Origin of the sequence: Schlesneria sphaerica, assembly GCF_044336245.1 — a bacterium.
In the GTDB taxonomy this organism is placed as follows: Bacteria; Planctomycetota; Planctomycetia; order Planctomycetales; family Planctomycetaceae; genus Schlesneria; species Schlesneria sphaerica.
On the sequence record NZ_CP172346.1, the window covers coordinates 3115653 to 3130918 of the forward strand.

Genomic DNA, 15266 nt, shown 5'->3' on the forward strand with positions numbered 1-15266 from the left:
GAGGACTGAGCGAAGAACCAGATCATCAAAATCAGAGCTTCAACTGGCCATAGCGGACAGACTTACGCCGACGCACAATAGCGTTGCGTGTTGGCTTCCGCGGATTTCTGGTACGACCACCCTTCGCCAGCTTGCCCGTCGGACTGACCGGATGCCGTCCGCCTGAACGACGACCTTCACCACCACCCATCGGGTGGGCAACTGGGTTCATCGCAGAACCGCGGACATAAGGACGAACGCCCATCCAGCGAACGCGACCCGCCTTAGCGAGCACACGACTGGAGTGTTCTGAATAACCTACGCGACCGATGGTCGCCCGGCATGACGCAGGAACACGACGCACTTCACCTGATGGCAACGTAATTTGCGCCCATCCGGCTTCCGTTGCGTTGATCACAGCCGAGGTGCCAGCACTTCGGCAAAGCTGAGCGCCTTTACCTGGCTGCATCTCGATATTGTGAATCGTTGTCCCGGTCGGAATCTTCGACAATGGCAGCGTGTTACCAACCTTTGGCTCGCTGTCGGGACCATTGGTGATGGTCATACCGGCAACCAGACCTTCGGGAGCGATGATATATCGCTTCTCGCCGTCCGCGTACTGCACGAGCGCAATGCGCGAAGTTCGGTTTGGATCATACTCAATGTGAGTGACGAGGCCGTTGACGCCATCTTTCTCGCGTCGGAAGTCGATCAAACGGTACATCCGCTTGTGACCACCACCACGGTGTCGTGACGTGATCTTCCCCTGGAAGTTGCGGCCACCCTTCTTCTTGAATGGCTCAAGCAACGACTTTTCTGGCTTTTTCTTACGATCAGTGATTTCTTTGAAATCACTGACCATGCCGCCGCGGCGCCCTGCACTGGTCGGCTTATAAAATCGCATTCCCATCGGAATCTTCCTCAATAGCAATTATCAAAAGAACGCGATTCGATCTTCTGAGTGCAGAACAACAATTGCCTTCTTCGTATCAGGCCCTGTCGTCTCGCGCATCTTGTGACGGCGAGGCTTACCAACCCGACTCACAGTCTTCACACTCACGACCCGGACGTTCCACAGTTCTTCAACCGCTTGTCGAATCTCTGTTTTGGTCGAATCTTTGTTGACCAGGAACGTATACATGTTCCTCCGCTCAACCAGGTGCGTCGCCTTTTCGGTAACGTGCGCCCTTATAATGACGTTATACACGCTCAACGCACTTGAAAGCTCAGTTGCCACAATACGCCTTCCCTACCAACAAAATCTTCAAACCACGATCTGCTCAAACGACTTTGACTCAACCGGCTTCCGCCTGCAGCACGACCTACCGAGCAAGCAAACGGTTGAGAGCAGCCTTTGTGATCACAAATCGCTTACGGCTCAAAACACTCAATGCGTTCAAGTCATCGCAGGGTGACAGCGACAACCGATCGATATTCCGGCACGACTTCCAGACAACCGGGTCGTGCTGCTCGATCGCGATGAGACAGGACTGCCCAGACAGACCGAGCTTACCAACAAGACTACTGATTGTTTTTGTCTTTGGAGCGTCGAGCTGAATCCCATCCAGGAGAGTCACCTGATCATCGACGAACTTAGAGAGGATCGCCATCCGCGTTGCCAGGCGAAGCGCCTTGGCTGGAAGTCGATACCCCCAGTCTTTTGGTCGCTTGGCAAAGCAATGACCGCCGCCGCGTCGCACTGGAGTCCGCTTGTTACCCATACGGGCGTTGCCGGTCCCCTTCTGCTTATACATTTTCTTACCGCTACCGCTCACCTCAGCGCGTGACTTCGTCTTGGCCGTCCCGACACGCAGGTTAGCCTGGTACATCACGACAGCTTCGTGCAGCAGTACTTTATTAACGCTCTCAGCAATCTTGGCGAGATCCAGAGAAAAGTTTTCCCCGGTGGGTTCGCCTGCCTGAGAGTACACTGGCAATGTGTGCATCGTCATAACCCTGTCTGATATCGATCAATAGCAATTTGTAGGACGAATGGTGACATAGCCGCCGGAGAACCCAGGCACCGCACCACGAACCAGCAGCAGATTTCGTTCAGCATCAACTGCAACCAGCTTCTGACGACGAACAGTGGAACGCTTTCCGCCCATTCGCCCTGGCATCTTGGTCCCCTTGAAGACCTTACCAGGGTCTGTGCTCTGACCGGTCGAACCGCCGGAGCGATGAACCTTCTTCACACCGTGACTCGCACAGACACCACCGAAATTATGACGTTTCATCACACCAGCAAACCCGCGCCCCTTTGACACACCCGTGATGTCAATAAACGCGCCCTGCTCAAACTGGCTGACGGTCAACACATCGCCAACAGCGGGCTTCGGCTCACCTGCCGCAACCTTGAATTCTCGCACAAAACGGAACGATCCGTCACCTTCACCCAGAACCTTTGCACCAATCAGTGCGTCACTTACCTTAGCGACGTGACCAACTTCCGATTGTGAACACAATCGACGAGGCTTTGGAGCAAAGCCGAGCTGAACAGCCTCATAACCATCGGCTTCAACCGTCTTCACCTGCAACAGAGCGCAAGGGCCGGCCTTGACGACAGTCACAGGGATTTCCGCCCCTGCAGCGTCGTAGATCTGCGTCATCCCAACCTTGCAACCGAGCAAGCCAACAGCCATGACAACCAACCCTCTCAAGCGACGGGGTTCGGCCGAACCGACCCCACAAGAGCCGCTGACACAATTCAGCGAGCAACAACAGACAACACCAACAACACCCGCGAACCAGCAGAAATGGCCGGCTCAGCATTCAACGCAAGATCAACCAGCAGATGCCTTAATCTTGACATCCACCCCTGCTGGCAGCGACAGCTTGTTCAGCGCATCCACAGTCTTGCCGGTCGGCTGGATAATGTCGATCAACCGCTTATGAGTCCGAATCTCGAATTGCTCACGAGATTTCTTGTCAATGTGCGGGCTTCTCAACACAGTGTAACGCTCAATCCGTGTCGGCAACGGCACGGGACCATGCACGACGGCACCCGTACGCTTGGCCGTATCCACGATTTCTGCAGCCGACTGATCCAGCACAGAATGATCGTAAGCCTCCATCCGAATCCGAATTCGATCTTGTTTAATGGCGCTCACTCGCGAAATCCTGTGCACACACTGGTGCAGTTAGTCGGTTAACTTTACATCAGCCACAGAGCGACTTCTGCGACCGAACTCCCCAGAAACACCTCGCAATGACTCGTCACTTTTGACTGTGGGACGCCGTAATGACAGCATCCGCGTGACAACCATGCGGCGGGGGATCGGAGATACTATTATTGTCAGCTTACATTGTCAACGAAGGGATTGTGGTTTCTGCGCTTTTTCACTTGCAGCCGCCAATTCCGCTTGTTTATAGCGGTTTTTCACAATCCATCTCATCCTAACATTTCTTTCAAGACCTTTGCCGGAGCTTCACTGAACTTCAAAGGCTCCATCGAATAGGAGGCTCGACCCTGCGAGAGACTCCGAACATCATTCGAATACCCGAACATGGTTGCCAGCGGCGCCTCTGCATCAATCACAACCAGGTTCCCGCGCACTTCCGTATTGACGATGATCGCCCGCCGGGAATTAAGATCCGCCGACACATTCCCCACAAACCCTTCTGGAGTCACCACTTCCAGCTTCATCACTGGCTCCAGCAGGATCGTTCCCGCCTTCTCCAGCGCTTGCCGGAACACCAGGGCCGCCGCGTACTGAAGAGCAGCCTCCGTCGTCTCCCCTTCTCGATACTGAGCCCCGAGAATCGTCACCTGAAGATCATGTAACGGATAACCCACCGCACCACTTCCAGCCAACTGCTCCTGCAGCGCTCGGACAAGCGTCGCCTGCAACTCCTCGGGCAGATCACCTGGCTTCAAGCGATTCACCACAGCCACCGGCAACGATTTATTCGTCGGCTCAACTCGAATTCGAACGAAGGCAAACTGCGGCCCGGAAGGTCCTTGCCGCTCAACCCGAACTTCTGAATCTGCAGCCTTGGAAACGCTCTCACGGTAGGTCACCCTGGGCCGGTGAGTCCGAATCTTCAGCTTAAAATCCCGCTCAATTCGCTTACTGATAATCTCCAGATGCAGCTCACCCATCCCGCTGATAATCGTCTGCCCGGTTTCCTCACTCGGATTCCGAGAAAACGTCGGATCCTGCTTGGCCATCAGCGATAGAACTTCCTCGAGCTTCTTTCTATCGGCACTACTCTCTGGCTCAATCGCCATGGAAATCACCGATTCTGGAAATTCGATCGATTCAAGCAGAATCGGATGGAGCGGATCGCATAGCGTATCCCCGGTCACTGAGTCGCGTGGCCCAACAAGCCCCACAATATCCCCTGCGCCAGCCTCCTCCAGTTTCTCACGCGAGTCCGCCTGAATTCGCCAAAGCTGACTGATCAGCTCCTTGCCATTCGTGCGTGCATTCAACACCCGGGAACGACTCTTCAAAACGCCAGAATAAATACGGATAAAACAGAGTTCAGTGTGCTCATCGATATGAATCTTGAAGACCAGACCGCAAAACGGCTCGCTATCAAGAGGCTTGCGAACCTCTTCATTTGCCTTCTTCGGATTCGGATTCTTGCCCACAACAGGAGGCACATCCTCCGGACTCGGCAGATACCGCACCACGCCGTCGAGAATCGGCTGCACCCCCACGTAATCCTTTGAAGCCCCGCACAGCACGGGTTGCAACTGGCAGGAGACGACGCCCTTTCGAAGCACGCGAATCACCTGCTCAACGGGAAGATCGCCTGTTTCGTCGAAGATCGCGAAGGCCTCATCATCCAGCAGCGCGATGGAATCAATCAGCTTCGTACGCCACTCCTGAGCTCGCTCAAACTCTGTCTCTGGAATGGGCTCCACCCTGATTTCGCGACCCTGATCTTCACGACCAAAGTACAGCGCCTTCATCTCGACCAGGTCAATCACACCACAAAATCCACCTTGCCGCTCGACAGGCCCCTCACCAATCGGCAACTGTAGCGCCACTGGACTGGCATGCAACCGACTCTGAATCTGCTCGAAAACACGCTCAAAGCCGGCACCGATACGATCCATTTTGTTGATGAAACACATCCGGGGAACACGGTAATGATCAGCCTGCCGCCAGACCGTCTCACTCTGTGCTTCCACCCCTTCCACGGCACTGAAGACAACAACACCTCCATCCAGCACACGCAGACTACGCTCCACCTCGGCCGTGAAATCGACGTGACCTGGCGTATCGATAATGTTGATCACGTGCCCCTGCCACTGACAGGAGATTGCCGCCGAGTAGATGGTAATCCCGCGAGCAGCCTCTTCCGGATCGAAATCCGTGACGGTCGTTCCGTCGTCAACGTCCCCCATCCGGTGCGTCGCACCGGCGTAAAACAGAATCCGCTCAGTCGTCGTTGTCTTACCAGCATCGATGTGTGCGATGATCCCAATGTTTCGAATCTTGCTGATCAAACCACTCATAGTCACTCGCCAGAAAAAGAGAACTCAGCACACATACTTCGAACCGGGACACACCACAGAAGCAAGAAACCCCTGCACGGCCAGGCAACAACAGCAAACTCACCATCACGCTACCATCGACAAATCTGCCAGCAGACTCAATGGCAAGACCCGGCACCACAGGGCGCCGGGTCTTCTTGCATCATCATTACACTCGTCGAGCACCAGCACAAACTGGCCGTTCAGCGGGCTACCATGCGAAGTGTGCGAATGCCTTATTGGCGTCTGCCATACGATGAACGTTCTCACGCTTGGTGATCGCGGCACCTTCACGGCGATAGGCAGCCATCAGTTCGTCAGCAAGACGGCGATCCATTGGACGCCCCTTCTTGTCACGACAGACTTCGAGGATCCAGCGAATCGCAAGGGTCTGCTGACGCTTGGAGTTCACCGGCGTTGGCACCTGATAGTTCGCACCACCTACACGCTTCGACTTCACTTCCAGCGATGGGCGGCAGTTCTCGACTGCGACAGTGAAGATTTCGATCGGCTCTTTGTCGGGGATCTTCTCAGAAATCAGATCCATTGCCGAATAGAAAGCGCGCTGAGCAACGCTCTTCTTACCATCATACATCAGACAGTTAATAAACTTCGACGCGAGCTTCGAACCATACCGAGGATCTGGCTTGAGGTGCGATCGACTGCAAGTAAATTTGTCGGCCATCGTAAATTCTTCTTCAACAGAAAATCAACGCGCGGATTGGCGAGGCACTGGAACCGTAGCCCAACAAACAACCTTCACGCGACAGAACACACCACCCGGACCCGTGCCCGGAAATCTCTTGAAACCTCACGTACGGCTGAGACCCACCAACGCGCGAAATTTTCACGTTCGGGCGAATCCGAAAACCGATTACTTGGGTCGCTTGGCACCGTAACGGCTTCGAGCCTGCATACGCTTGGCAACGCCCAGAGTATCCAGAACACCGCGGATAATCTTGTAACGAACCCCTGGCAAGTCGCGAACACGACCACCACGAACCAGCACGATCGAGTGCTCTTGCAGGTTATGGCCTTCACCGGGAATGTAAGCGGTTACTTCCTTACCGTTCGAGAGTCGCACACGGGCGACCTTTCGAAGGGCTGAGTTTGGCTTCTTCGGTGTTACCGTTTTGACCAACATACAGACGCCGCGTTTCTGCGGACAGCCTTCCAGCACCGGGCTCTTGGTGCGAACGGGCTGAGGCTTGCGCGGTTTCCGAATCAGTTGATTGATCGTCGGCATTCTTTTACCTGTTATTTTTCAAATGTCGCCTCTTCCGAACGGCATCAATCGCCCAAGCTCGGAACTCAGCAGTGTAAATCTCGATCGACAGAACTTCAAGGTATACGCTGAAGACTCAGCCGGTCCGCTGAAACTTTATTTAAGCCGCAAGGTCGAACCGGACCGGAAATCTTAGAAACGCATTACAGAAACCGCAATCCCAGACATTGGTTTCATTTCGGTACTGTGATCAGGCTTAGATGAGTGCGCTGCAGAATTTCGATTCGGCCGATTCGGCCACTCTCTCGATTTATCGGCAACGCCTTCATCGGCCTGATAACAATTCCCTCTCACACTTCCCTTACTTCACATCAGCAGCACTGTTTGACAAGTCAGGCTCGTTGAGCAGATTCGCTCGCTGGGCCATGATCCTGTCTCGCTCAGCATAAATCTCTGCCAACGCTTCCGGCTTGATTTTGACTTCCGATTGCTGATGCAACTGGAAACCGGTACCGGCTGGAATCAGGTGCCCGAGGATGACGTTCTCCTTCAAGCCAACCAAGTTATCGATCTTTCCGGCGATCGCCGCTTCGGTCAATACCTTAGTCGTCTCCTGGAAACTGGCAGCAGAAATAAAGCTGTCGCTCTGGACGGCCGCCTTGGTAATCCCCAGCAACTGAGTACTGGCGTTTGCAGGACGCGGCTTGGTGAATTTCACCAGCGGCCCACCCGACGCTTCGATTTCCCGGTTGACCTGCTCGATGGTCTCCAAGGGAACGACGTCCCCTTCCTGGAATTCCGAATCGCCAGGGTCGGTGATCCGTGCGCTGGACTGCAGCTTCTGGTTGATCTTTCGGAATTCGAATCGATCCACCAGCACGCCTGGCAACATGGTTGTGTCGCCAACGTCTTCCACTTTCAACTTGCGGAGCATCTGCGACAAGACGATTTCAATGTGCTTGTCGTCGATTACCACGCGTTGTGAACGATACACCGTTTGAATTTCGTGAAGCAGGTACTGCTGGACAGCCTCTTCACCACTGACTCGCAGAATATCGTGCGGCACGAGTGGACCCCGGACGAGTGCGTCACCCGCACGGACCTGGTCTTTCGCATGCACGAGCAACTGCTTGCCGTGAGGAATGACGTGTTCCTTTTCGGTTCCATCCGCTCCGCGAACGATGATGATTCGCTTGCCACGCTTCTTCTCGGCAACGAGCTCAATTTCACCGTCGATCTCGGCGATGATCGCGGGCTCTTTCGGCTTTCGAGCTTCGAACAGTTCGGTGACTCGCGGAAGACCACCGGTGATGTCCTGAGTACCCGACGTTTCACGGGGGTTCTTTGCCAGAACTGTACCAGCGGAGATCTGCTGACCTTCGACAACTTCGATACTTGCACGTTCGGGCAGGTAGTAGAAGTCGAGGATCTTGCCGGTCGAATCTTCCAGCACGATCTGCGGATGCAGTTCGCCTTTGTGCTCGATGACCGTCTTACGAATGTTACCGCTCGGATCCTTTTCAGACCGAATGGATTGACCTTCGACGAGGTCTTCGAAGCGAACCCGTCCGCCGACTTCGCAGAGGATCGGAATGGAGTGTTGATCCCAGGTACACAGCACCTGCCCGATTTCGACCGTGTCGTTCTCACCGACCTGCAGCACAGCACCGGTGGGAACGGTATAACGCTCCAGCTCGCGCTCTTTGGAGTCAACAACAAGCAGCTCGCCGTTACGTCCCAGCACCACGCTCTTGCCATCAGCGTTCACCACGCTGCGGATACGAGCGAGGCGGACACGCCCCTGACGACGGGACTTGATTTCGCTTTCCTGGATGTCCTTGATTGCCACCCCACCGATGTGGAATGTACGCATCGTGAGCTGAGTACCGGGCTCACCGATACTTTGAGCAGCGATGATACCGACAGCCAAGCCTTCTTCCACCAGCGAGCCGGTGGACAAGTCCATCCCATAACACAGACGGCACATCCCCAGATCCGATTCACAGGTCATCGGGCTGCGGACCTGAATCTTCTCAAGACCGAGTTCTTCGATCTTTCGCGAGATGTCGACGGTGATCATTTCGTTTTCACGAACAATCACTTCGTCAGTAATTGGATTGACGATGTTTTGTCGGCTGACCCGACCGCGGATGGCGTCGGCCAGACTGACTTCCACCTTCTCACCGCGGTAGACGACCCCACGAGTGATCCCCTTGGTCGTACCACAATCATGAGTCGTCACAACCATGTTCTGACAGATATCTGCCAGCTTACGGGTGAGGTAACCGCTGTCTGCCGTCTTCAATGCGGTATCGGCCAATCCCTTACGGGCACCGTGCGTAGAGCTGAAGTACTCGAGTACTGACAGACCTTCACGGAAGTTCGCCTTAATCGGGGTTTCGATGATCTCGCCGCTCGGCTTGGCCATCAAACCTCGCATACCAGCGAGCTGACGAATCTGTTCCTGACCCCCTCGAGCACCCGAGTCCGCCATCAGGTAAACCGGGTTGACGTAAGCGCCGTTATCGCGGGTGTCGTTCTTGAACGCATCCATCATCGCGATCTTGATCAGATCGCTGGCGTGCGTCCAGGTATCCAAAACCTGCTCGTAACGCTCTTTCGCGGTAATCACGCCCTTCTCATACAGCTTCTGCTTCTTGAGAACGGTCGATTCGGCAGCCAGAATCACCTTTTCCTTGTTGTCCGGCGTCTTCAAATCGCTGGCGGCGAATGAAAGACCGCTGCGAGTCGATTCACGGAACCCAACTTCCTTCATCCGGTCCAGCAGCTTGATCGTCTCGCGACGTCCCAGCTCGAGGTAGCAGTCAGAGATAACGTTCGCCAGATCCTTGTTCTTCATGGTCTGGTTGTAGTACGCCATCTTCGGCGGGAGGATGTCGTTGAACATGATCCGACCGACGCTCGTCTCGACGATCCCGCCGAGTGAATAATCGTCCGACCCTTCGCCCTTGACGCGTTTATCCTTCGGCAACCGTACCTTGATCAACGTGTGCAGCGTGACCTTACCGAGCAGATGAGCGGTATGCACTTCCTGGGTCGAAGCGAAGATCATCCCGTGACCAGGACGGTCTTCCTTCTTCAAAGTCAAGTAGTAGCAACCCATCACGATATCTTGCGAGGGGCTGATGATCGGCGCACCGTTGGAAGGACTGAAGATGTTGTTCGTCGACATCATCAGCGTCGTGGCTTCGACCTGAGCTTCGATCGAAAGTGGCAGGTGGACTGCCATCTGATCGCCGTCGAAGTCCGCGTTGAATCCCTTACAGACCAGCGGATGAATCCGAATGGCGTTACCTTCCACCAGGATCGGCTCGAACGCCTGGATCCCCATACGGTGCAGGGTGGGAGCCCGGTTCAGCAGCACTGGATGGTTGGTGATGACCTCTTCGAGAATATCCCAAACCTCTTCGTCGCGACGTTCAAGCATGCGCTTCGCACTCTTGATCGTATCTGCATGGCCCAGTTCTTTCAGTCGCCGAATGATGAAAGGCTGATACAGTTCCAGCGCGATCTTCTTTGGCAGACCACACTGATGCAGCTCGAGATTCGGACCCACGACGATCACGCTTCGTGCCGAGTAGTCGACGCGCTTACCGAGCAGGTTTTCACGGAATCGACCTTGCTTGCCTTTGATCATGTCCGTCAGCGATTTCAGCGGACGGTTCGATGAACCCAGGACTGGTCGCTTACAACGATTGTTATCGAACAACGCATCGACCGACTGCTGAAGCATTCGCTTCTCGTTGCGCACGATCACTTCGGGCGCGTTGAGATCGACCAGCTTCTTCAGACGGTTGTTACGATTGATGATTCGACGATAAAGATCGTTCAAATCGCTGGTTGCAAAGTTACCGGAATCCAGCAGAACCAGCGGACGAAGATCGGGTGGAATGACAGGAACGCAATCCAGCACCATCCACTCGGGCTTATTATCACTGTCGCGCAGCGCTTCAGAGATCTTCAGCCGCTTGATCAGCTCCTTCTTCTTCTGCTGACTGGTGGTTTTCTTGAGTTCGACACGCAACTGCGCGGACAACTCAACCAGATTGAGGCTCATCAGCAGTTTCTTGACTGCATCGGCCCCCATCTCGATATCGAACGTACCTTCGCCGTACTTCGACCGAGCCTGGCGTGCTTCCTCTTCCGTCAGCAACTGCCCCTTGCGCAGGGGAGTGTCACCCGGGTCCAGGACGATGTAATCCTGGAAATAGACGACTTTCTCGAGAGCAGTCGTCTTGACATTCAGCAACGCCCCCAGTCGGCTGGGCATTGATTTGAAGAACCAGATATGAACGACAGGGGCGGCGAGTTCAATGTGGCCCATTCGCTTACGGCGAACCCGGCTGTGCGTCACTTTCACGCCACAGCGGTCACAGATCATGCCCTTGTATTTCATCCCACGGTATTTACCGCAGGCACATTCCCAGTCCTTTTCAGGTCCAAAGATCCGTTCGCAGAACAGACCGTCCCGTTCCGGGCGGTACGTGCGGTAGTTGATCGTTTCTGGCTTCTTCACTTCACCGAACGACCAACCGCGAATGTCTTGAGGACTCGCCAAGCCAATTTTAATTGCCGAGTATTCGTTCACTCGATCGTATGTTGTTTCACCGACGCTCACGGCGTGCTCCTTGATATGGCAGGCGGAAAGTCGAATTTTGCGAAAACTGCGGCTGTCTCAACCAACCAGGGACGCCGCATCCAACAAACGGCGCCCCGGCAAAAGTCGTCAGCCTGGAACACCAACTAGTTCGGACTCTTTTCAAGCTGCATGTTCAGACACAGCCCGCGAATTTCGTTATTGAGCACTTCGAAACTCGCTGGAGTACCGGCCTCGAGAGTGTTCTCCCCCTTGACCATCGACTCATAAATCTTGGTACGTCCTTCCACGTCGTCGCTCTTCACAGTGAGCAATTCCTGCAGGATGTACGCCGCACCATAAGCTTCCAGCGCCCAAACTTCCATCTCGCCGAATCGTTGACCCCCGAATCGGGCTTTACCACCCAACGGCTGTTGGGTGATCAATGAGTATGGACCCGTCGCACGGGCGTGGACCTTGTCTTCAACCAGATGGTGCAGCTTCAACATATAGATGTAGCCGACCGTCGTCTTCTGCTCGAAAGGCTCACCCGTTCGGCCGTCGTGCAACTGAGCCTTCCCGTCTTCAGGCAGCCCCGCCTCGACAAGCAGTGAACGGACGGTTTCTTCGCTTGGGCTGTCAAACACAGCACTACGTACCTTGAAGCCCAACTTTGCTGCGGCCCATCCCAGGTGAGTCTCAAGAATCTGCCCCACGTTCATACGGCTCGGAACGCCCAGTGGGTTCAGAATGATGTCCACAGGAGTTCCATCCGCGAGGAATGGCATGTCTTCTTCTGGCAGGATCTTGGAGATAACCCCCTTGTTACCGTGCCGACCGGCCATCTTATCCCCGACAGAGATCTGACGCTTCGAGGCCACGTACACCTTGACCATCTGCAGAACGCCGCTCGGCAGCTCGTCGCCACGCTTCATGGTGTTCAGCTTACGATCGCGGGCATCAATGGCGTCTTCGACCGGTCCCCAGAACTCCTTGATCACCTTCTTACACTCAGACCGCTTCTGAGGACTCTTGATGTCCAGCGATTCGAAGTTGGTAAGGAAGCTCTCAGCAAACGTCGCCACGAACTTGTCGTCCGTGATCGAGCGAACGTCGCGTGAGTCGTCATCAGTGACCTTCTTCTCGTAGGCCTTCTCGAATTCTTTGAGGAACTCACGGAATGCAGCCGAGATCGTCTGGTAACTGGTGTCTTCAACGCTTTTCAGTTCGGCTTCGAACTTCTTACGGTCCGCTTCCGAGAGACTCATTCGTCGCGAGAATTTCTCAGTATGAATCACGATCCCTTCGGTACCGCTGGGGACTTCGAGAGATTCATTCTTCACGTCTTCACCGGCACGACCGAAAATGGCGTGCAGCAGCTTTTCTTCCGGTGTCAGTTCCGTCTTCGCCTTGGGCGAAACCTTACCAACAAGGATATCACCCGGTTCGACATACGTACCAATCTTCACAATCCCCACTTCGTCGAGGTGACGAAGTGCCTTTTCGCTGACGTTGGGGATATCGCGGGTGAATTCTTCGCGACCGAGCTTGGTCTCACGAACTTCCACGTCGAACTCATCGATATGGATCGACGTATAGACGTCTTCCTTCACCAGACGCTCTGACAGGATGATCGCATCTTCGTAGTTGAAGCCTTCAAACGACATGAAGGCGACAAGCACGTTTCGACCGAGAGCCAGCTCCCCCTTTGACGTGGCAGCACTGTCGCAAAGGATTTCTCCCTTTTTGACCTTCTGACCAACCTTCACGATCGGCTTCTGATTCAGGCAGGTTCGTTCGTTGAGTCCCGTGTACTTTCGCAGCGGGAACGATTTGCCTTCGAGTTCAATGCGATCGGCGTCGACGTAGGTGATCTTTCCGGACTTCTCGGCCCGCAGCACCATTCCCGAGCTTTCAGCTACGGCGGCTTCCAGACCCGTCCCCACCAGCGGCGATTCTGCCACCAGCAGCGGAACGCCCTGCCGTTGCATGTTCGAACCCATCAGCGCGCGGTTGGCGTCGTCGTGCTCGAGGAACGGAATCAGACCTGCGGACACACCGACCATCTGGCACGGCGAAACATCGATGTAATGCACATCGGTGGATGCCATCCAGACCACGTCGTTATGGAATCGGGCCATCACCCGATCTTCGGCAATCATGCCGTTGTCGACATGCGTATCTGCCGGCGCGATGAACACGCGTGACTCTTCGTCAGCACGCAGCCACTGAACTTCTTCGCTGACTTTCCGATTCACCACTGCACGATACGGCGTAATCAGGAATCCGTAGTCATCAACCTTCGCGAAGATACTCAGACTGGAAATCAGACCGATATTCGTACCTTCAGGGGTCTCAATCGGACAGATTCGACCGTAGTGAGAGATGTGCACGTCGCGAACTTCGAAGCCCGCTCGCTTACGGTTCAAACCACCAGGTCCCAGAGCGCTCAATCGACGTTCGTGCGTCAAGGTGGCGAGTGGGTTCGTCTGATCGACGACCTGCGACAGTTCACCACGCCCGAAGAAGTACTCAATCGCGGCCGAAACGCTCTTCGGGTTCACCAACGTACGAGGAGACATCTCTTCGACGTCCTTCATCTGCATACGCTCCTGCACGGTGCGTCGCAGCTTCAAAAACCCTTTTCGGATTTCTTCTGCAGCCAGTTCATCGATCGTTCGCAAGCGACGATTTCCGAGGTTATCGATATCATCGACATGCGCCACTGAATCGCCAATACGCAGCTTGATGACGTATCGAATCGAGTTAACGATGTCTTCGGCCTTCAGCGTCATCTCTGTATCGGGAATGTCTTGATCAAATTTCCGATTGATGCGGAAACGACCCACCCGACCCAGACGATAACGATTGGCGTCGAAGAACTTCTCGTTGAACAACTCGATTGCCTTCTCGAGTTGCGGCGGGTTCCCAGGACGCAATCGCTGGTAAATACGTAGCAAGGCGTCTTCGTGCGTGACCGTTGGATCTTCCAGAATACTGGACAGCGCCAAGAGGTCATCCATCGTCTCGATGATCTCAACTGTCTTTAGCGTCGACCCTGCAATCTCTTCCGCGGCAGCCTTATTGATGACGTGGCCCAGCTCAACGATAATCTCGCCGCATTTCTCATGCTTTGCAGGATAGACGATCTCGTCTGCAGCATACTTTCCGTTCAAGTACGCGACTAAATCTTCTCGATTTACCTTAACCGTTTCGGTCTTGTAGAACAGCTTGACGAGATTGGCACTCGAACCGTAGTCGGGATTCATCGCCCGGAGGAACGTCATCGCAGAGAACTTACCGCTCTGGTCGATGCGGACACCGAGTGTATCTCGCTTACTGATGACGATCTCGATCCAGCTTCCACGCTCGGGAATCACGCGGCAGGAAAACTGCTTACGCTCGCCAGGTTCAGCTCCCTGAACAAAATCGACTCCCGGTGAACGATGCAACTGGCTGACGACAACGCGTTCTGCCCCGTTGATGATGAACTCACCGCCGCCGATCATGATCGGCATGTCGCCGAGATAAACTTCTTCTTCGATCGGCTGCTCTTTGACGAGTCGCAGCCAGATGCGGAACGGGCGACCATAGGTCAAGCGAAGCTGACGGCATTCCAATTGGGTATAGCGTGGTTTGCCAAGTTCGTATTTAATGTACTCAAGACGGTACTTGCCGTCGTAACTTTCGATCGGGAAAACTTCCCGCAGGATCGCCTCGAGCCCCTCGTCCTTACGTTCCCGTGCATCGGCTTCAAGCTGGAGAAAGCGAACATACGAATCGGTCTGGATCCGTGTCAGATCCGAAATCTCAAACGTTCCCTGAATTGTCCCATAGTTGCGAATTTCATTGGTCTGGATGATACGGACGGCAGGAATGGGCATCGAACAAAATCCCTTCAGGACAAACCGCGGTGAGCAACGCAAAAACGGCACCGGCCTGACGCCTTGTCGCCTGGCGAGGCAGTGCCCACGATT

Annotated in this window: 10 protein-coding genes; all 10 read right to left on the minus strand. The window is 54.6% G+C overall.

What is annotated here, in order from left to right; genetic code table 11:
* Positions 1–31: 31 nt before the first annotated feature.
* Positions 32–889 (minus strand): 50S ribosomal protein L2, encoded by an 858-nt coding sequence (gene rplB, locus ACGY09_RS11340; RefSeq protein ID WP_373650136.1) that lies wholly within the window; start codon positions 887–889, stop codon positions 32–34.
* 24 nt (positions 890–913) lie between these two features.
* Positions 914–1216 carry a 50S ribosomal protein L23 gene (gene rplW / locus ACGY09_RS11345; protein ID WP_397571628.1) on the minus strand — a complete coding sequence of 101 codons (303 nt, stop codon included), beginning with the start codon at positions 1214–1216 and terminating at the stop codon, positions 914–916.
* Positions 1217–1301: 85 nt separating this feature from the next.
* Complete coding sequence (gene rplD / locus ACGY09_RS11350; RefSeq protein WP_397571629.1) at positions 1302–1925, minus strand: 50S ribosomal protein L4; 624 nt, start codon at positions 1923–1925, stop codon at positions 1302–1304.
* Between the two features lie 24 nt (positions 1926–1949).
* A complete protein-coding gene (gene rplC / locus ACGY09_RS11355) occupies positions 1950–2621 on the minus strand; it encodes a 50S ribosomal protein L3 (protein WP_397571630.1) in 672 nt (223 codons plus the stop codon).
* Positions 2622–2762: 141 nt separating this feature from the next.
* Complete coding sequence (rpsJ, locus tag ACGY09_RS11360; RefSeq protein WP_010587111.1) at positions 2763–3089, minus strand: 30S ribosomal protein S10; 327 nt, start codon at positions 3087–3089, stop codon at positions 2763–2765.
* 281 nt (positions 3090–3370) lie between these two features.
* The gene (gene fusA, locus ACGY09_RS11365; RefSeq protein ID WP_397571631.1) at positions 3371–5449 is read right to left on the minus strand and encodes an elongation factor G; all 2079 of its coding nucleotides are present in this window, start codon (positions 5447–5449) and stop codon (positions 3371–3373) included.
* Positions 5450–5678: 229 nt separating this feature from the next.
* Positions 5679–6152: a 30S ribosomal protein S7 gene (gene rpsG, locus ACGY09_RS11370; RefSeq protein WP_373650132.1), complete on the minus strand. Its 474-nt coding sequence runs from the start codon at positions 6150–6152 to the stop codon at positions 5679–5681.
* 189 nt (positions 6153–6341) lie between these two features.
* Positions 6342–6713, minus strand: coding sequence for a 30S ribosomal protein S12 (gene rpsL, locus ACGY09_RS11375; protein ID WP_373650131.1), 372 nt, complete (start codon positions 6711–6713; stop codon positions 6342–6344).
* A 340-nt stretch (positions 6714–7053) separates the two neighbouring features.
* Entirely contained in the window at positions 7054–11331 is a 4278-nt protein-coding gene (gene rpoC, locus ACGY09_RS11380; protein ID WP_373650130.1) for a DNA-directed RNA polymerase subunit beta', read from the minus strand.
* Positions 11332–11456: 125 nt separating this feature from the next.
* Positions 11457–15173, minus strand: a complete 3717-nt coding sequence (gene rpoB, locus ACGY09_RS11385; RefSeq protein ID WP_397571632.1) for a DNA-directed RNA polymerase subunit beta — start codon at positions 15171–15173, stop codon at positions 11457–11459.
* Positions 15174–15266 lie beyond the last annotated feature (93 nt).